14 protein-coding genes are annotated in these 19,220 nt (G+C 63.3%); 2 read left to right on the top strand and 12 right to left on the bottom strand.

Annotated elements, in window-relative coordinates; genetic code table 11:
• Positions 1-34: 34 nt before the first annotated feature.
• From RHP72_RS19915 to RHP72_RS19900, 4 genes are read right to left on the bottom strand one after another with little or no spacing between them, the layout of a single operon-like run.
• Positions 35-724: an ABC transporter permease gene (locus RHP72_RS19915; RefSeq protein WP_003945081.1), complete on the bottom strand. Its 690-nt coding sequence runs from the start codon at positions 722-724 to the stop codon at positions 35-37.
• A complete protein-coding gene (locus RHP72_RS19910; protein ID WP_007736121.1) occupies positions 721-1,404 on the bottom strand; it encodes an ABC transporter permease in 684 nt (227 codons plus the stop codon). Before RHP72_RS19910 ends, RHP72_RS19915 begins: the two co-directional genes overlap by 4 nt.
• 4 nt (positions 1,405-1,408) lie before the next feature.
• Positions 1,409-2,554 carry an ATP-binding cassette domain-containing protein gene (locus RHP72_RS19905; protein ID WP_311093733.1) on the bottom strand — a complete coding sequence of 382 codons (1,146 nt, stop codon included), beginning with the start codon at positions 2,552-2,554 and terminating at the stop codon, positions 1,409-1,411.
• A 4-nt stretch (positions 2,555-2,558) separates the two neighbouring features.
• Positions 2,559-3,497: an ABC transporter substrate-binding protein gene (locus tag RHP72_RS19900; protein WP_003945094.1), complete on the bottom strand. Its 939-nt coding sequence runs from the start codon at positions 3,495-3,497 to the stop codon at positions 2,559-2,561.
• 203 nt (positions 3,498-3,700) lie between these two features.
• Between RHP72_RS19900 and RHP72_RS19895 the strand changes: the two genes are divergently transcribed.
• Positions 3,701-4,585: an ABC transporter substrate-binding protein gene (locus RHP72_RS19895; protein WP_285183853.1), complete on the top strand. Its 885-nt coding sequence runs from the start codon at positions 3,701-3,703 to the stop codon at positions 4,583-4,585.
• A 51-nt stretch (positions 4,586-4,636) separates the two neighbouring features.
• On the opposite strand, the gene RHP72_RS19890 is transcribed toward RHP72_RS19895, so the two are convergent.
• From RHP72_RS19890 to RHP72_RS19880, 3 genes are read right to left on the bottom strand one after another with little or no spacing between them, the layout of a single operon-like run.
• Complete coding sequence (locus RHP72_RS19890; protein ID WP_007736126.1) at positions 4,637-5,578, bottom strand: alpha/beta hydrolase fold domain-containing protein; 942 nt, start codon at positions 5,576-5,578, stop codon at positions 4,637-4,639.
• Positions 5,579-5,624: 46 nt separating this feature from the next.
• Positions 5,625-6,455, bottom strand: a complete 831-nt coding sequence (locus RHP72_RS19885; RefSeq protein ID WP_007736128.1) for an SDR family oxidoreductase — start codon at positions 6,453-6,455, stop codon at positions 5,625-5,627.
• The gene (locus RHP72_RS19880) at positions 6,452-8,026 is read right to left on the bottom strand and encodes an NAD(P)/FAD-dependent oxidoreductase (RefSeq protein WP_003945071.1); all 1,575 of its coding nucleotides are present in this window, start codon (positions 8,024-8,026) and stop codon (positions 6,452-6,454) included. Before RHP72_RS19880 ends, RHP72_RS19885 begins: the two co-directional genes overlap by 4 nt.
• 71 nt (positions 8,027-8,097) lie before the next feature.
• Here RHP72_RS19880 and RHP72_RS19875 point away from each other — a divergent pair, with 71 nt between their 5' ends.
• Positions 8,098-8,727, top strand: coding sequence for a TetR/AcrR family transcriptional regulator (locus RHP72_RS19875; RefSeq protein ID WP_007736130.1), 630 nt, complete (start codon positions 8,098-8,100; stop codon positions 8,725-8,727).
• Positions 8,728-8,799: 72 nt separating this feature from the next.
• Here RHP72_RS19875 and RHP72_RS19870 read toward each other — a convergent pair whose 3' ends face one another.
• The 5 genes from RHP72_RS19870 to RHP72_RS19850 all read right to left on the bottom strand — a co-directional run bounded on the left by RHP72_RS19870 (position 8,800) and on the right by RHP72_RS19850 (position 19,172).
• Positions 8,800-12,561, bottom strand: coding sequence for a multifunctional oxoglutarate decarboxylase/oxoglutarate dehydrogenase thiamine pyrophosphate-binding subunit/dihydrolipoyllysine-residue succinyltransferase subunit (locus tag RHP72_RS19870; RefSeq protein WP_165639638.1), 3,762 nt, complete (start codon positions 12,559-12,561; stop codon positions 8,800-8,802).
• A 175-nt stretch (positions 12,562-12,736) separates the two neighbouring features.
• Positions 12,737-16,546: an ABC transporter ATP-binding protein gene (locus RHP72_RS19865; RefSeq protein WP_311093731.1), complete on the bottom strand. Its 3,810-nt coding sequence runs from the start codon at positions 16,544-16,546 to the stop codon at positions 12,737-12,739.
• Positions 16,547-16,582: 36 nt separating this feature from the next.
• The gene (locus RHP72_RS19860) at positions 16,583-17,356 is read right to left on the bottom strand and encodes an ABC transporter permease (RefSeq protein ID WP_007736136.1); all 774 of its coding nucleotides are present in this window, start codon (positions 17,354-17,356) and stop codon (positions 16,583-16,585) included.
• Positions 17,353-18,354, bottom strand: a complete 1,002-nt coding sequence (locus RHP72_RS19855; protein ID WP_311094884.1) for an ATP-binding cassette domain-containing protein — start codon at positions 18,352-18,354, stop codon at positions 17,353-17,355. Before RHP72_RS19855 ends, RHP72_RS19860 begins: the two co-directional genes overlap by 4 nt.
• Positions 18,355-18,422: 68 nt before the next feature.
• Positions 18,423-19,172, bottom strand: coding sequence for a hypothetical protein (locus tag RHP72_RS19850; protein WP_003945111.1), 750 nt, complete (start codon positions 19,170-19,172; stop codon positions 18,423-18,425).
• Positions 19,173-19,220 lie beyond the last annotated feature (48 nt).

The raw sequence follows: 19,220 nt of genomic DNA, 5'->3' as shown, positions 1-19,220 counted from the left end.
GTTCCGATCGGGGCTTTTTCGTGTGTACCGAGAGCTACAGACGAGTGAGGTCGGGTGTTCGGCGCAGCCTGCCGGTCCCGGGAACCGATGCCCAGACCACCAGCGCCAGTAAGCCGTCCACGACGAGAGCCACAACCGCGACCAGGATTGCGCCGACGACCACTCGGTCGTACTTGTAGAGCGCGAGACCGTCGAAGATGTACCGGCCGAGGCCGCCGAGGTTGACGTAGGCGGCGACCGTTGCCGTGGCAATCACCTGTAGTGTCGCGTTACGCAGTCCGCCGAGAATCAATGGCAGCGCATTGGGTATCTCGACGCGGAAGAGCACTTGGAGTTCGGTCATACCCATCGCCCGTGCGGCCTCGACGACGCCGCGGTCGACGCTGGCGATTCCGGCGTACGTGCCGGCGAGTAGTGGGGGAATACCAAGAATGACGAGGGCGAGAATCGGCGGCATCACTCCCAGACCCATGAGAAGAACGAGGAAGGTCAGCAGGCCGAGAGTGGGCAGTGACCGCAGTGCGTTGACCAGACTGACGACCACGATCTCACCGCGACGCAGATGGCCGATGAGTAATCCGATGGGCACCGCGATCACAGCCGAAAGTGCCACGGCCAGAACGCTGTACCAGAGGTGCTGGAGGATGCGGGTGCCGATTCCGGTGTCGCCGCTCCAATTTCCGGGATCGACGATGAAGTCCCAGGCCCCGGTGAAGATGCTCATACGGGTTCCCCCTCGGCTGACAGGACGGCGGGAACCTTCGACGAGGTCGACGTTCTGGTCCACGGGGTCAGGAATCGGCCGATCAGATACAGGATCAGATCGAGCGCCAGTGCCAGCACGACGATCGCGATGATGCCCGCAACGATCTGGTCGGGATAGTCGCGGTCGTAGCCTTGTTTGAACAGGACTCCAAGCCCGCCGATTCCGATCAGAGATCCGACTGACACCAGCGAAATATTGGTAACGGCAATAACTCTGATGTTCGCGATCATCACCGGCAGCGCCAATGGCAACTCGACCGTCAGAGCGCGTCGTAGCGGTGTGAAACCGACGGCGGTGGAGGCGTCGATGACGTTGTCCGGCACCGAGTCGAGTGCTTCGGGTACAGCCCGGATGAGCAGTGCCGTCGCATACACGCTGAGTGCGATCACGACGTTGAGAGGATCAAGGGTCTTGAGTCCGAACAACTGGGGGATGGTGACGAACAGCGCGAGCGACGGAATCGTGAACGCAATGCTCGCCAGGGTCAACGTGATTCGGCGCAGCCATCTGACGTTGCGGATCGCTGTTCCGACCGGAACGGCAATCAGGAGACCGATCAGCAAAGGAAGCAGTGCCAGATACAGATGGGTCTTCGAGTAATCCACGACCGTCGAGAAATTGTCGATGAGCCAGCGCATGCCGCTACGACCCGAATCCCTCGGTGAAGGCGACGCGGTTGCGTTCCTCGTCCTCGCGTCGACGCTGATCTGCCAATTTCGCCACGACTTCGGAACCGAGGATCCCGCCGATGACCGCTCCCTCGCCGTCGACGGCAACGCCGATACCGGAAGGCGACGAGATTGCCGCATCGAGTGCTTGGCGGAGATCGCCGCCGGGGGAGAACAGCGAACCACCGGCAGACGTCGACTGAGCAAGGGTTCGTCCCGAGCGCAGGCCTTCGACGCCGGTCACGTCGATCCATCCCTGCGGAGTTCCGTTGTCCGTGACCACGAGAACCCATTCGCCCAATTCGAGACGCAGAGCCTTCAATTCGTTCTCGACGGCCGTGCCTACAGGGTGCAACGGAACCTCGTCGGCAGCGCGGAACGACAATCCCCGATAGCCGCGATCGCGTCCGACGAATCCGGCGACAAAATCCGTTGCCGGTGCGGCCAACACGTCGCGAGGTGCCGCAACCTGCTGAAGCCGCCCGCCGGGACCGAAGACGGCAATGTGATCACCGAGTTTGACTGCCTCGTCGATGTCGTGGGTGACAAAGACGATCGTCTTCTTCAGTTCGCTTTGAAGACGGAGCATTTCGGTCTGCAGATCCTCACGCACCACCGGGTCGACGGCGCTGAAGGGCTCGTCCATCAACAGGATCGGCGGATCGGCAGCCAATGCTCGCGCAACTCCCACACGTTGTTGCTGCCCACCCGAGAGTTGTCCGGGATAGCGGGTGGCAAGGGAGATGTCCAGACCGACTCGTTCGAGTACCCCCAACGCGGCTTTGCGCGCTGCGCGGCGGGACTCACCGCGCAGTACCGGAACTGTTGCGACGTTGTCGATCACGGTGCGATGCGGAAGCAAGCCGGCGTTCTGGATGACGTACCCGATGCCGAGACGCAGCTTCACCGCGTCGGTCTGGGCGATGTCACGACCGTCGACGAAGATCTTGCCCGACGTCGGTGTGATCATCCGGTTGATCATGCGCATTGACGTCGTCTTGCCGCACCCGGACGGCCCCACGAACACCGTGAACGACTCGGCCTCGATGGTGAGATCGAGACGGTCGACGGCGGTGGTGCCGTCCGGATACTGCTTGGTGACGCCCTCGAAGGTGATCACGTGACTACGAGACCGGCTTGTCGAGGCCCTGGGCCGTCACCCACGCCTTGGCCGCCGCTGCCGGCTCCGTCTTGGTGTCGCCGGACACCTGGACGTTGAGTGCCAACAACTCTTCGGTGGTGAGCTTGGCGGACACCGCATCGAGGACCGTCTTCAACTTGTCGGAAGACTTCGAGGCACGCAGCACCGGCACCACGTTCTGAGCCGGGAAATTGTTCTTCGGGTCTTCGAGAACCACGAAGTTGTTCTCCGGGATGGAGGCCGACGTCGTGAAGATGTTTGCCGCGGTGATGTCACCGGAGGAGAGAGCCTTCACGGTTGCCGGTCCACCGCCGTCGGCGATCGGAACGAAGTTGGCTGCCGAGATGTCGAGGCCGTAATTGGACTTCAAACCGGGCAATCCGGCTGGACGTTCCTGGAACTCGGCCGGAGCACCGAACTTGACCTCGGCGGAATGCGGAGCCAGATCGGCGATCGTCTTCAGGTTCCACTTGTCAGCCGTTTCCTTCGTGACGACGACGGCGTCCTTGTCCTCGGCGGATGCAGGCGTCGCAATTGCCAATTCCGACCCGAGAGCTGCGGGAAGAGCAGCGAGGACGTCAGCGGAGCTGGTGGCCGTGCTGTCGGGATCCAAGTACTGCAGGAGATTTCCCGTGTAATCCGGAATGACACTGATGGACCCGTCCTTGAGTGCCGGAATGTACGCCTCGCGGCTGCCGACGTTGAACGACGTGGACACATCGAACCCGTTGACACGCAGTGCTTCGGCGTAGATGTTGGCGATCGTCTCGGATTCGGTGAAGTTGGCGGAGCCGACGACGATCGCGTTGGGATCGCTGTTGGAGTCGCCGTCGCTGCTACCGCACGCTGTCAGTGCAGTCAGAGAGACAACGGTTGCCGCGGCTACGAGCCAACGGTTGGAACGAAATCGTGAGGTGCGCATGAGCGTCCTTCCGGTTTTTCGGGCGTCCCGTGTTTCGGGCGTCGGAAACCATTCCCTTGTGGCGAAGCCACCCGAGTGACTTCGACGGCGCCGCCACCGAGTGGCTGCGTCAGGACTGGTTACCGCGCATCGCCCGACAAGTGTAACGATAGGTACCGACATGGCACGGTTTTCGATCCATGGGATTGGATGTGAGGATTTCAGTGAAGAGCACACGCACGAAGTATTCGACTGTTGTTGCAGCACTGATGGTCCTGCCGATTCTCAGCGGATGCGCAAACGGTGATTCGGTGGTAGAGGGTGTCGAAGCGGAGTCTCGTGACCAGATCGTGGTGGCTGCTGACGCATCGGTGGAGAGTTCGGTGTTGGCCGAGGTGTATTCGACGGTGCTCTCCTCCTCCGGCCTGTCGGCTCGCGTCGAATCGGTGGGTGGTGGCCGAAACCAATCACTCGAGGCTCTGGACGCAGCGCGAGTCACTTTGGTGCCCGAGTTCACCGGCGCGCTGCTCGATCACTACGACCCGTCATCCCCGGCCCGCAAGGCCGACGACGTCTTCGAAGCCTTGAGTCGCTCTCTGCCGGAGGGTCTTTCGGTTTCCGACTATGCGATGGCCGAAGATCGTGCGGTCCTCGCACTCGACACCGGATACGCACAGTCGTTGGGAGCGAAGACGATAGAAGCCTTTGCTCCTTCGTGTGCCGCGGCGACGCCGCTCGTCTCCGCGAGATTCGTCGAGGACGGGGCAGTGGAACAGTTGGCCGAGGGCGCCGAGTGTGTCTTCGCCGGTGTCGATCAGGCAACGCCGGCAGACGTACCCGGTGCACAAGTATTTGGAACCACGACGCTGTCGGCGTTGGCACAATCCGATGCCGTCACAGTGCTCGCTGATTCGAATCACGTTCTGGCTGCGCAGAATGTCGTTCCGCTCTTTCGAGCGGGCGCACTGGGAGATTCGGCTGTCAAGGCGCTCAGCGTCGTTGCCGGTGAACTGTCCACCACCGATCTCGCCGCAATGATCGAGCAGGTGCGGACCGGCAGGGCGTCAGCCTCGGAAGTCGCCCGCACCTGGTGGGACACCCGTCAGTGACATGGACGGAGTGGGACACCCGTCAGTGACATGGACGGAGTGGGCCACCCGTCAGTGACTGTTCGAGCCCACTGCTGAACTCGAATCATCCTTGGCACGAATCAGTTTCGATGCGATGAACTGGCCGAGGTCGGAAACGGCGTCTGCTGCTTCCTTCACCAGTGACGCCTGTGCGTGAGCCACGTGCCACAGTCGCGCGTACTCCACCAGGGACACGTCGACGCCGGCAGCGGAGAGCTTGTCGGTGAACGTCATGATCTGCGGGTAGAGGACTTCCTCGGAACCGACGTGAATCCTGGTGGGCGGCAACCCGTCGAGCTTGCCGTGCATCGGCGCGTAGCCAGGATCAGTACGGTCGCCTCCCGCAAGGTAGGCGTCGGCGGCGTCGAAGGACCACGCTGTGTTGACCACCAGGTCGGCCTTTTTGGTGGCACCCCGATCGCCGGGATCGACCCACGGTGAGATCAGTGCAAGCGCGCCGGGGGTCACGCCGTGACGCTCGATCAGACGAATAGCGGTCGCCGCGGCCAGGCCGCCACCGGCCGAATCGCCGGCGATGGCAACGCGGTCTTCCGAATAGTCGAACTCGGTGACCAACTGCATGAAGGCCGAGACCGCGTCGTCGAGAGCGGCGGGATACGGATTCTCCGGCGCGAGACGGTAGTCCAAGGTGAAGACCGCACTGGACGACTCACGGGCGAGATGAGCTGCGAGAGAACGGTGTGTGGACAGCGAACCGAGCGTGTACGCCCCGCCATGCAGGTAGAGAACTGCGGTGGGGCGCTCGGTTGCGCCGACGGTGATCTTCTCTGCCGGTCGGCAAGCCAGCTCCAGCGGGCGCACGACGGCGCCCGCTGGAACCTGCTGTAGCGGTGCCCCGGCCTCGAGCAACAGACGTTGAATCCGATACGGCAGCCGCGAGTTGAAAGCCAGACGGAAGTACGGCTTCAACAAGAATGCGACCACGGGCAGCGGAAGGGTGAACGTGCTCACCGGCAGGGCTCCTAACTCTTTGTGCGAACTGCGCTGTGAAACGAACTCAGCTGGACTTGGGCATCATTCGGCCGGCGACGATCGCGACGATGCGCTGGTAGCCCGATCCTACGAGGCGAACCCAGGCGTCGAGTGCGATTGCGTCCATCCCGATGAGAACTCGCGGCTTGCTCTTGCGAACACCGTTGACGATCGTCTTGGCGGCGTCCTCCGGTGTGGTGCGTGCGAGCTTGCGGTCGAAGAACTCGGAGAAGACCGCAAGATCTTCACCCGGGCCTGCGGTGGCGTTGCGTGCGATGGCCGTCTTGATTCCGCCCGGGTGCACACAGGTCACCTTCACCGGGTGCTTGGCGATCAGCATTTCCTGGCGAAGCGACTCGGTGAAACCGCGAACGGCGAACTTGGCCGAGTTGTATGCGCTCTGACCCGGCATCGACAGCAGACCGAAGAGGCTCGACACGTTCACGATGTGCCCGTCACCGGAGGCGATGACGTGGGGAAGGAATGCCTTGGTGCCGTTGACAACTCCCCAGAAGTCTACGTCCATGACACGTTCGAAGTCCTTGAACTCGGACTTCTCGAAGGTGCCGTGGTAGGCGATTCCGGCGTTGTTGTAGATCTGGTTGACCTTGCCGAAATGGGCGACAACCGCGTCGGCGTACTCGAGAACCGCTTCGCGCTGGGTGACGTCGAGATGGTCCGACTTCACCTCGGCGCCGATGGCTTCCACCAGACGCGTTGTCTCGGCGAGCCCGATGGTGTCCACGTCGGAGATTGCCAACTTGGCGCCCTGGCCGGCCAGGTTCAGTGCTAGTGCGCGACCGATGCCCGATCCCGCTCCGGTGATGACTACGACCTTGCCTGCAAAATCACTCATTGTGCTACTGCCTTCTCGTCGTCGAGGTCGATCTGTGAAGTGGTCGCGGTGCCGACGGCGCCAAGATCCGAGGTGGCGACGCTGCGGTATGCCGCGAGGTCGAAATGCTTGGTGGCATTGCGGAACTGGAAGGTGAAGCCAGGCCACAGGGTGGTGTTGTTTCCGTGCTTGTCCATGTACCAGCTGGCGCAACCGCCGTTGTTCCACACGCTCTTGGACATAGCTGCCTGCAGGTCCTTGTTGTACTTGTCCTGCTTGTCCTTGCGCACCTCGATGGTGCCGATGTCGTACTTGTCGATGGTGGCGATCGCGTCGACCAGGTAGTTGATCTGCGACTCGATCATGAAGACCATCGACGAATGTCCGAGGCCGGTGTTGGGTCCGACGAGGAAGAACATGTTGGGGAAGTTGGCAACTGCCGCGCCCTTGTATCCCTGCATGCCGGTCTCTTCGAAGACCTCGGCGAGCGAGCGTCCGTCCTTGCCGAAGATTCCCGCGAAGGTGGGGGAGTCGGTGACGTGGAATCCGGTCGCCACGACGATGGCATCGATCTCACGCGTGGTGCCGGTCTTCGAGACGATCCCGTTGGCGGTGACCTCCTCGATGCCTTCGGTCACCAGGTCGACATTGTCCTGGGCGAGGGTGGGGAAGTAGTTGTTCGAGATCAGCATGCGCTTGCAGCCGATCTGGAAGTTGGGCATGACCTTCTTGCGAAGATCCTTGTCCTTGATCTGGGCCTTCAGGTGACGCTCGGCGGCGAACTGCAGCGGCTTCATGAAGACCGGCGCCTTGGCCAGGCCGACGACCTGCGTCTCTCGCATCCAGTAGATACCGGTGCGGCACAACTTCTGGAAGCCGGGGAGGTACTTGAACGCGAGGTGCTCGATCTTGGTGTACTCGCGGTCTGCGCGGGGCAGGATCCACGGCGCCGTGCGCTGGTACACGTCGAGATGCGAGACCTTCTTGCCGATGGCCGGCACGATCTGGATGGCCGAGGCGCCGGTTCCGATGACGGCCACACGCTTGCCGGTCAGATCGGCGTCGTGGTTCCAACGCGAGGAGTGGAAGATCTCGCCCTTGAAGCCGTCGATGCCCTTGATGTCCGGAAGTGAAGGCTCACACAATGCGCCGACGGCCGAGACGACGATCTTTGCGACGAATTCGCCCTTGTTGGTGCTGACGTGCCACCGAGCAGACGCCTCGTCCCAGCGTGCGGAGAGAACGTCGCAGTCGAAGATGTGCTTGTCGAGCACCTTGTGGCGGTTGGCCACCGACTGGATGTACTTGTAGATCTCGGGCTGAGTGGAGAAGGAGCGCGTCCACTCCGGATTGAGTGCAAAAGAGTACGAGTACAAATGCGACGGCACGTCACACGCGGCGCCCGGGTAGCTGTTGTCACGCCAGGTCCCGCCGACGTCGTTGCCGCGCTCGAGAACGACGTAGTCGGTGATGCCGGCCTGTGCCAGTTTGATCGCCGCACCGAGACCGGCGAAACCACTGCCGATGATCAGTGTGCCGACGTGGCGAGTATCCGCGGCAGGTGCTGAGGTATCTGTAACTGGAAGACTCATGTAGGGAACGATATGCCTTTATTGAGTCACGGTCAATAGCTTATTGACGAATATTCAGTAGTCTATTGGGCATGGACGCAGTAAAGCGAACGCGGCTCGACCCTGCGCAACGCCGAGCGCAACTCATCGACCTCGGGGCGCGGATGCTGGCCGAACGGCCGCTCGAACAGATTTCCGTCGAGGACATCGCCGATCAGGCTGGTGTCTCGCGGGGGCTTCTGTTCCACTACTTCGCGTCGAAAAGCGAGTTCCATCTGGCGATCGTCCGACACAGCAGTGAACAGATGCTCCAGCGCACCGAGCCGAGCGAGTCGGACGATCCGATGCTCACCCTCCGCTCGGTGCTGGCGTCGTACGTCGACTACGTGACCGAGAACCGCAATACCTACGTCTCGCTGCTCCGGGGGACCGCCAGCGGGGATCCGCAGATGCGTGAGGTGTTCGAGCAGACTCGCGACATCATGGCCAAGAGAACCCTCGATCAGCTCCCGAAGATCGGCCTGACTCGAACACCTCAGGTGGAGTTGGCCGTTCGCGGTTGGATCGCGTTTGTCGAGGAAGCCACCATCAGTTGGCTCCGAGCGCCCGCCATCACCCGCGAGGAGCTGATCGACCTGACGGTTCAGTCGTTGCCCGCGTTGGCACTGGCCGCCGTCGGCTTCGATGCCGGGCCGGATCTGGGTCTGCTGCAATCGAATTGACGTGAACGCAGAAAGGCCGGGCCCCACACTCCTTGCGGAATGTGGGGCCCGGCCCTTGTCAAATTACTGAGATCAGTTGGTCGGCAGGAACGCCTCGTCCAAGATCTCCTGCTGCTCCACCGCGTGGACCTTGCTCGATCCCGAAGAGGGAGCGGACATCGGACGACGCGAGATGCGCTTGATACCGGTCAAGGTCTCCGGCAGAAGGTCCGGCAGAGCCAGCCCGAGGAACGGCCACGCACCCTGGTTTGCGGGCTCTTCCTGGACCCAACGGAACTGATCCGCATTCGGGTAACGGTCCAGGGTCTCCTTGAGGCGACGCTTCGGCACGGGGTAGAGCTGCTCCATGCGCACGATGGCGATGTCGTCACGCTCGTCCTTGTGCTTCTTCGCCAGGAGTTCCCAGTACAGCTTGCCGCTGACCAGCAGAACCCGCTTGACCGATTCGCGTGCGCTTTCGCCGCTCTCGTATGCCGGCTCCTCGAAGACCGAACGGAACTTGCCCGTCGTGAAGTCCTCGACGTTGCTGACGGCAGCCTTGTTACGCAGCATCGACTTGGGCGTGAAAACCACCAGCGGACGGCGGATGCCGTCGAGGTGATGGCGACGCAGCAGGTGGAAGTAGCTGGCCGGAGTCGACGGAACCGCAACGGTCATCGAGCCTTCTGCACACAGCTGAAGGAAACGCTCGATGCGACCGGAGGTGTGGTCCGGACCCTGACCCTCGTGACCGTGCGGCAGGAGCAGCACGACGTCGGAGAGCTGACCCCACTTGGCCTCACCCGAAGAGATGAACTCGTCGATGATGGTCTGCGCGCCGTTGACGAAGTCACCGAACTGCGCTTCCCACAGGACCAGAGCGTCGGGGTTACCGACCGAGTAGCCGTACTCGAAGCCCAGACCTGCGTACTCGGTGAGTGCGGAGTCGTAGACCATGAACTTGCCGCCGTTTTCGGCGTCGGCAGCGATCTTGGCGATCGGGCTGTACTCGTTGCCGGTCTTGCGGTCGATGAGGACCGAGTGACGCTGCGTGAACGTTCCTCGCTTGGAGTCCTGACCCGCGAGGCGGATCAAGGCACCCTGCTCGGCCAACGAGCCGAACGCAAGCAATTCTGCGAACGCCCAGTCGACATGTCCCTCACGGGCCATCTCGCGGCGCTTCTCGGCAACCGGCTTGACGCGCGGGTGAACGGTGAAGCCCTCGGGGACGTTGACGAACGCGTCTCCGATGCGCTCGAGAACCTCGGGAGCGACAGCCGTGGTCAGGCGAGCCGGGGGAGTCTGGTCGAGTTCGACGGACTCGGACGGTTCGGGCTGGAACTTCTCGAGTTCACGGACCTCGTTGAAGACCCGTTCGAGCTGGCCCTGGTAGTCGCGAAGTGCGTCTTCGGCTTCCTTGAGCGAGATGTCACCGCGGCCGATGAGGGACTCGGTGTAGCTCTTACGAACGCTGCGCTTGGTGTCGATGACGTCGTACATGGCCGGCTGGGTCATCGACGGGTCGTCGCCCTCGTTGTGACCGCGACGGCGGTAGCAGATGAGGTCGATGACAACGTCCTTGCCGAACTTCTCACGGAAGTCGACGGCCAGCTGAGCAACCCAGACGCAAGCCTCGGGGTCGTCGCCGTTGACGTGGAAGACCGGTGCGGCGATCATCTTCGCGACGTCGGTGCAGTACTCGGACGAGCGTGAATGTTCCGGAGCGGTGGTGAAGCCGACCTGGTTGTTCACGACGATGTGCACGGTGCCACCGGTGCGGTAACCGCGAAGCAGCGAGAGGTTGAGCGTCTCGGCGACAACACCCTGACCGGCGAATGCAGCGTCACCGTGCAGCATGAGCGGCAGGACGGTGAAGCCTTCTTCGCCCTTGTCGAGGATGTCCTGCTTGGCGCGGACCAGGCCTTCGAGAACCGGGTCGACGGCCTCGAGGTGCGACGGGTTTGCGGTCAAGGAGACAGCGATGTCGTTGTCACCGAACATCTGGATGTACGTTCCGCTGGCACCCAAGTGGTACTTCACGTCGCCGGAGCCGTGAGCGGCTGCCGGGTTCATGTTGCCCTCGAACTCCGTGAAGATCTTGGAGTACGGCTTGCCGACGATGTTGGCAAGGACGTTGAGACGGCCACGGTGCGGCATGCCGATGACGACCTCGTCGAGCTGGTGCTCGGCGGCCTGGTCGATCACGGCGTCCATCATCGGGATGACTGCTTCTGCGCCTTCGAGCGAGAAGCGCTTCTGGCCGACGTACTTGGTCTGCAGGAACGTCTCGAAGGCCTCGGCGGCGTTGAGCTTGCTCAGGATGTACTTCTGCTGAGCGACCGAAGGCTTGGCGTGATGGCCCTCGACGCGGTCCTGGATCCACTGACGCTGATCCGTCTCGAGGATGTGCGTGTACTCGACGCCGACGTGGCGGCAGTACGCGTCGCGCAGCACGCTCAACACGTCGCGCAGCTTCATCTTCTCTTGGCCGTGGAAGCCGCCGACCTTGAACTCACGGTCCAGATCCCACAGCGTCAGGCCGTGGCTGATGACGTCGAGGTCGGGGTGGCTGTGGAACTTGTCCTTGACGAACTGCAACGGGTCCGTGTCGGCCATGAGGTGGCCGCGGTCACGGTATGCAGCGATCAGTTCGAGAACGCGGGTGTTCTTGTCGACAGCGCCTTCCGGCACGTCCTTGCGCCACCGCACCGGCTCGTACGGGTTGCCGAGCGCGTGGAAGATCTCGTCGTAGAACTCGTCGCTGATCAGCAGGTTGTGGATCGTGCGCAGGAAATCGCCCGACTCGGCACCCTGGATGATGCGGTGATCGTAGGTCGAGGTGAGAGTCATCAACTTGCCGACGCCCATCTCGGCCAGCTTCTCGTCGCTGGCGCCCTGGAACTCGGCGGGGTATTCCATCGCGCCGGCACCGATGATGGCGCCCTGGCCCTTCATCAGGCGAGGAACGGAGTGAACCGTGCCGATACCGCCCGGGTTGGTCAGCGAAATGGTGACGCCGGTGAAGTCTTCGCCGGTGAGCTTGCCTTCACGGGCGCGTCGGACGATGTCCTCGTATGCCGCGTGGAACTGGACGAAGTTCATCGACTCGGTGTTCCGGATGGCGGCAACTACCAGTGAGCGGTTGCCGTCCTTTCCGGGAAGGTCGATCGCGAGTCCGAGATTGGTGTGCTCGGGCGTGACCGCGTTCGGCTTGCCGTCGATTTCGGCGAAGTGCCGGTTCATGTTGGGGAACGCGTTGACTGCCTGGACGATCGCGTAACCCAAGAGGTGGGTGAACGAGATCTTGCCGCCGCGGGTACGCGCGAGGTGGTTGTTGATGACGATGCGGTTGTCGAACATCAGCTTCGCGGGGATGGCACGCACGCTGGTTGCAGTCGGGATCTCGAGCGAGAGCGACATGTTCTTGACGACTGCGGCTGCGGCGCCGCGGAGAACCTTGGTTTCCTCGGCTCCGCCGGCAGGGGCGGGCTTGGCAGTAGCGGCCGCGGGCTTGGCTGCTGCGGGCTGGGCCGGGGCGGCCTTGGCGGCGGGCGCTGCCGTCTTCGCGGGGGCCGGAGCGCCAGCCTTGGCAGCCGGCGCAGGAGGTGCGGTCTTGGGGGCGGGAGGCGTGGCCTTGGGAGCAGCAGGCGGAGCTACAACAGCGGCGGGTGCAGCCGCGTTGCCGTTCGAGGCAGTCCCGTTTCCACCTCCCGTGTTCGCCGAGTCCGGCGAGTAATCGGTCAAGAATTCGTGCCAACTGGGATCCACGGACGACGGATCGTCCTGGAAGCGTTGGTACATCTCGTCAACCAGCCACTGGTTCTGTCCGAATTGGGATGTAGAACTGCTGCTCACGGCAGGTGTTCGCCTCGTTTCTATTTCGGTACCCGATCAGAGCGCCTATATACATGAGATTAGCCCGAGCGTGTGACGAGCAATTGTGCGGCACACAATTTGTGAGCTGTCTCACGGAAGTCCGTGATCTTGCGATCGCGCACTACCTCTCGGCGGTACAAATCCGTGCCGACTGTCACGCGACGGGGTTGCCTTCGATGACAGTTCTCGACGTCAGATTATTCCCCTCACGCGCCTGCGATGCATCCCAGAGTCCCGAGTAGTGACCACCGGCATACCGCAGAACATCGTGCGGGCCGTATTCAACGATACGTCCCCGGTCAACTACGACAACGAGGTCCGCTCGGGCAGCTGTCGCGAGGCGGTGAGCTACGACGACGGAAGTCCGTTTCCGGGTGACCGACCGACTTGCTTCGAGCACCATTCGTTCGGTCGCGGGGTCGAGCGTCGCGGTCGCCTCGTCGAGGAGCAGAAGGTCCGGGTCGACGAGTTCGGCACGGGCCAATGCGATCAGTTGGCGTTGGCCCGCCGAGAGCCTCTGGCCGCGCTCGCCGACGGGATGATTCATGCCTCCACGCATGTCGGCTATCGAATTCAGTGCGCCGACGGAACGTGCCGCTTCCTCGATCTCCGCGTGCGACGCCGACGGCCTGCCGTACGCGATGTTGTCGGCGACCGTGCCGGTGAACAGATGGGCTTCTTGTGGGACCACGCCGAGGCGACGTCGGTACTGCGAGAGGTGGAAGTTCCGGATGTCGGTTCCGTCCACGTCGACCGATCCGGACGTCGGGTCGTAGAAGCGGGCGAGCAACTTCACGACCGTCGACTTCCCGGCACCGGTTCGGCCGACCAGAGCGACGGTCGTGCCCGGCGGGATTTGCAGATCGAAATCGGAGAGGGCGTCGACGTCCGCACCCGAGTACCGGAACCCGACCCCGTCGAGATGGACGGCGCCGTCGAGTCGTCCGGAGATCGCGATCAAATCCTCGCTGTCGGCAGTCTCGATCGAACTGCGAGTGCGTAGTAGGTCGCCGATTCGTTGCAATCCGACGTTTGCCTGTTGGTAACCATCGAACACTTGTGAGAGTTGCTGAATCGGTCCGAACAGCAGACCGAGGTAGAGCACGAAAGCGATCAGTACGCCGGGCGAAGTCGATCCGTTGGCGATCTGGTGCGCACCGACGAACACGACCGCGGCCAACGCGAGGTCGGACAGGAACGAAATGAAAGGGAAGTAGATCGAAATGGCTCGCTGCGACCGCATCCGCGATCGGCGGTAGCTCTCGGAGCGTTCTGCGAACCTACGCGCAGCACCTTCTTCGCGGCGGTAGGCCTGAGCCGCTCGCAGACCGGCGATGTTCTCCTGGAAGTCGGCATTGACGAGCGAGATCCGTTCGCGGGACTGGCTGTAGGCAACCGAGGAGATCTTGCGGAAGACCACGGTCGCGACCACGAGCGGTGGGATGACGGCCAGCGCCACCAGGCCGAGCGTCACGTCGGTCGCCAGGAGGGCGATCGAAATTCCGCCGACGGTCAGGACGCTCACGATCGCCGTCGACATACCGGTTTGGATGAACGACGAGAGCGCGTCGACGTCGGTGGTCATACGCGTCATGATGCGGCCGGACAATTCCCGTTCGTAGTAGTCCAGACCCAGGCGCTGCAGGTGTGCATAGCTGCGTACGCGGAGCCCGAACAACACGCGTTCGCCGGCCCGGGCGGTGAGCACCGTCATGACCGCGACGACGACCCAGTCCGCTGCGACCAGGAGCGCGCCGAATGCCGTCGCTATCCAGAGCGTGCTGCTGTCCGCGGTCACGACTCCGTGGTCGATCGCGTATCTGACGAGGGAGGGAAATGCGATCGCCGCTGCGGAGTCCAGGGCAAGGCACACGACAACCGCCAGTAGAACCCACCGGACCGGCCTCAAGATCTGTCGGAGTGAGAACTGTGGATTCGATTCGCGCAGGCTCTCAGGAGCAATTCCGGGGTCTTCGCGTGCGGGTGGGAGAGCGTCGACTGCTGCCCGCAGGGACGGCGTCACCGCGATTCCGCTGAGCGCTCCGGCCATCGGTCCGCCCGCACCCTGCGTCGTAGCGGCTGTGCTGTCGGCTTCGGATTCCGGCGCCTGCGGCCACAACTGCTCGGTTGTCGGCTCGCTGCGGTCACGTCCGAAAGCATCGGAGTCGACGTCGTCGAGTTCGGCCGGTAGTTCCGGCGGCGAGGAGAACAGGGCACGAAAGAGCGGACATCGCGCTTCCAGTTCGTCCACGGTTCCGGAGTCGATGATCCGTCCGCCGTCGAGAACCGCGACCCGGTCTGCGAGCGTCAGGGTGGACCGCCGGTGAGCGAGGATGAGCGTGGTCTGGCGCCGTCTGGCCCGGAACGCGTCGAAGATCGCGGCTTCGGTAGCCGCATCGACTGCGGAGGTCGCGTCGTCGAGGACCAGGATCCGTGGGTCGACGAGCAGTGCCCTGGCAAGTGCGATGCGCTGACGCTGGCCGCCCGACAGCGTCAGACCTCGTTCACCGACAACGGTGTCGTATCCGTCCGGGAGTGCCTCGATGAACGAATCTGCCTGTGCCAGTGCTGCTGCGTCGCGGATGTCCTCGTCGGAGGCGTCCTCGCGACCCAGTGCGATGTTGGCGGCAATGGTGTCCGAGAACAGGAAGGGCTCGTCAAAGACGAGGCTGACGGCGGCACGAAGCTGCTCACTGCGCAGTTCGCCGATGGGGAACGTCTCGCCGGCGGTATCGACTGTCACCGCACCCGAAGTCGGTGCGTAGAACCGGGGGAGAAGCAAGGACAACGCGGTCTTGCCCGACGCGGCCGGCCCCACGACGGCGACGGTCTCGCCCGGTTCTATGCGGAGGTTCAGCCCGGTCAGGACGTCGCGTTCGGTGTCGAATCCGAATGCCACGTCGTCGAAGGTGACGCCGAGCGGACCGTCGGGCAGGTCCACCGGATGGTCAGGATCGGCGATGTCCGGCTGAGCGTTGATGACGTCGTAGACACGCTCGACAGCGGCGCGCGCAAGCTGCGCCATGACGATGACCGACGACAGAGTTCGGGTGACGCCGGTCATCGTCACGATGTAGGTGGCGAACGCGAGAAACGTTCCCACGGTGATCTTGTCGTGCAGTGCGAGATACCCGCCGAGGGCGATCACTCCCACCTGCCCCAGCTGGGGCAAGGCGGCCATGGTCGGCGCGAATTTCGCGTTCAACCACGCGGCGCGAAGACGCTCCGAATACAGCGTGCGGCTGTGCTTTTCGAGTTGGTCGACGGCTCGTTGTTCCTGCCCGAATCCCTTGACGACGCGCACGCCCGTGACGGTTTCCTCGACATGTTGGGCGAGGTCGGCGGCCCGCTGCTGCGCGGACCATGTTGCGGCGAAGAGCATCGGTCGCATCAGGAACACCACCAGCCCTACTGCGGGGATGACGGCGACAGCGACGAGAGTCAACAGCGGCGAGAGCCACGCCATGATGCCGATCGCGAGCACGAATTGCAGGAGCGCACCCGCGGACATCGGCACCATCGCGAGCAAACCCTGGACGAGTTGTAAATCGGTGATGGACCGGGATACCACCTGGCCTGTGCGGATCTGATCCTGCCCTCGTCCGTCGAGGCGTTGCAGCGAGCCGAGCAAGGCGAGCCGCAAGTCGTGTTGAACATCGAGCGAGAGTCGGCCGGCAAGCATCCGTCGGCCGTACTGGCACGCGAAGCGGACGACCGCGAGCAGCGCGATCGCCAGCGCGACGAACCCGATCACCTTGCCTGGGTTCTCCTGGCTTGCGGCGTCGAGCGCATAGCGGGTCAGAAGAGGAAACGAGATGTCGATCGCCGAAGCGATGACGGTCACCAGAAGCGCGCCGATGGCAACTCTTCGGTGCAACCAGCATGCGTGCGCCAAGCGGCGGATCCAGCCCGGAGCTCGATCGACCTCTCCAGCTACCGGACTGTCCGTGTTGATCGTGTTCATCGAGATCCACGGTAGACCCGGCCCCAGACAGCCTTTTCAGGTGATGTCGCGGGTCCTGGTCCGCAGCCAACCGAGCCCGCAGAACAGAACCACCCAAGCTGCCAGCATCATCGGGCCGCTCGGCCAGGACGCAAACGCGTCGACGTCGATCGACGGGGCCGCATTGATGATCGTGCCGATCGTGGCCGACACCGGAAGCGCGGCCCCGACCCCGCCGAGATCCATCGCGAGCAGCACTGCGCGGACGATCCATTCACCGAAGACGAACCACAGGATGACCGAGAGGGCACCGGCCATCGACGAACCGGTGAGCAGTGCCACCCCGGCGCCGAGCAGTGCCCACAGAGCGCACGCCAGAATGCCTGCGGCGCAGATGGCGAAGAGATCGGTGGTGAAGCTGAAGTCCCGGCCGAAGAGCAACATCGCGCCGATGCTGACTACTTCGACCGCCAACGCGTAGCCGACGGCGAATACCGCGACGACGGCAAGTTTTGCGCCGAGAACTCCGTCACGGCCGCGAGCTGTGAGGAACGTCGTGGTGAGAGTTTTGTAGCCGAATTCGGATCCGGCGGTGAGTGCTCCGAAGACAGCCGCGAACACCAGGACAAGCGTGTTGGAGACACCGAGGCTGACGCCGGTGGACACGACATCGACGTCGAAGGTGGTGTCTGCCGAATCGGCCACGGCTTCGACGAACGTCCTGGTGGAGGCAGCAATCAGCACGGCCACGACGACCGGTGCGATGGCCAGTGCCCACCAGTAGCGCAGGGTGAGAACTTTGAGTGTCTCCGCGCGCACGAGCGTGGTCATCGGTGTCCTCCGGAAGGTCCGTATGCGGCAGGGCCGTAATAGCCCGGTCCGGAACCGGGACCGGGTGGGCGGTGGTATCCGACCTGGGGAACCGCGTACTGCGGTGTTGTCATCGCGAGGAACAGTTGCTCGAGATCTGCGCCTTCGGTTGCGACGCCGAAGATCGTGACACCGGCGGCGGATGCCACCGGTGGGAGCACCGACGTGTCGGTGCCGCCCACGGCGAGCCGTCCGTTCTGCGTGATCTGGGCGTCGATGATTCCGCGAGCGGCCAATGCCGTGGCGAGGAGCGCTGGGTTGGAACACGAGACGAGCAGTCGACTGCGCTGCGAGCGGCGAAGTTCGTCCATGGTCCCTTGGTAGACGAGTGAGCCGGCGCTGACGATGACCACGCTGTCGACGGTCGCTTCCACTTCACGAAGCGCGTGACTCGAGATCAGAACCGTTCGGCCGGAACCGGCGAAGGTCTGCAGGAACTGACGAAGCCACGCCATGCCCTCGGGGTCGAGTCCGTTCGCGGGTTCGTCGAGCACGAGGATCTCGGGATCACCGAGCATCGCGGTGGCAAGGATCAGGCGTTGGCGCATCCCGAGCGAGAAGGTGCCGGTCTTGTGGGCTCCGACCGATCTCAGACCGACCATGTCCAGCACCTGCGCCGCGCGCTGAGTCGGCATGCCGATAGCGGCCGCGTAGATCTCGAGGTGTCCGAGCGCCGTTCGTTTCGGATGGAGACTGCCGACGTCGAGTACTGCGCCGACGGTCCGAGCCGGGTTGGGCAGCAAACGCATCGGGGTGCCGTTGATCGTGGCCGATCCCGACGTCGGTGACACCAGTCCGAGGAGCATCCGCAACGTGGTCGTCTTGCCCGAACCGTTCGGGCCGAGAAACCCGGTGATCGAGCCCGCCTGAACGTCGAAGCTCAGGTCGTTGACCGCGCGCGCCGCCTTGAACGTCTTCGTCAACCCACGAATCTCGATGGGGGCAGAGAAGGATCCCATTGCGGTGTTCGTCAATGCTGCTCCCGGGTCGGCGGCGAATACGTGATGCGAGCCTACGGCCCGGACGGCTATCTGCGGATGGCCCGGCGTGTCTCCGTCTGGGGAAGCACTGCGGCATCGTCGGCAGGCATCACGATCAGGTGGTCGGTCCACCTGGCCGGTGCCGGTCCGAAGGCTTCGCGCGCATTCTTGACGACGCCCTTGCCGATTGCACGGTTGCCCGCACCGCCGATGACCGCACCGATTCCGGCCGGAACGAGCTTGCCGAGGATCAGTGCGCTGCGCTTGGCGGCGTACTTGGTCACGAATTTCCGCACGAGGGTGCTGTTCATTCCCCTCATCGTGGGTCCGGGAATCTTGCTCGTGATTGCCGTTCCCCAGTTCTTGGCTGTGATTCCGGTGGCCTTCTGCACGATCTCCATACCGGATTCGCCGAGGGCGACTGCCAGGACCAGGGCACGTCTTTGCTGGTGATCCTGTACGGAGATTCCATGCACTGATGCAATTGCCAACGTCAGCAGCGCTGACGCCTCGAGGAAGAAAGCGGATTCCGCACCGACGGCAGCGATGGACGCGACCGTTCCGACGCCCGGCACGGCGGCGGTGGCGCCGACGGCACTGCCGCTTCCGGTCACGGCGAGAATGAACATCTTCTCCATCCGCTCGACGATCTGAGCAGGTGACTCGTCGGGGTGGGCCTTACGGACATGGTTGACGTATTTGGCCACTGCGGGCGCTTGCAGGCGGCTTCCGTTGTCGAGAACGGAAACGAGGACCTTCTCGATACGCCCGCTGTCGTTGTTCGTCGACTTGCTCATTGCTGCCCCTCCACAGTTGTCCTCCTCTGAAGCGAGGTGGACCGTATC

The sequence above is a fragment of the Rhodococcus sp. SG20037 genome (genome assembly GCF_031763325.1).
Lineage (GTDB): Bacteria > Actinomycetota > Actinomycetes > Mycobacteriales > Mycobacteriaceae > Rhodococcus_F > Rhodococcus_F qingshengii.
The sequence above is the reverse complement of the archived record's forward strand: the minus strand, read 5'-3'. Positions and strand labels throughout refer to the sequence as shown.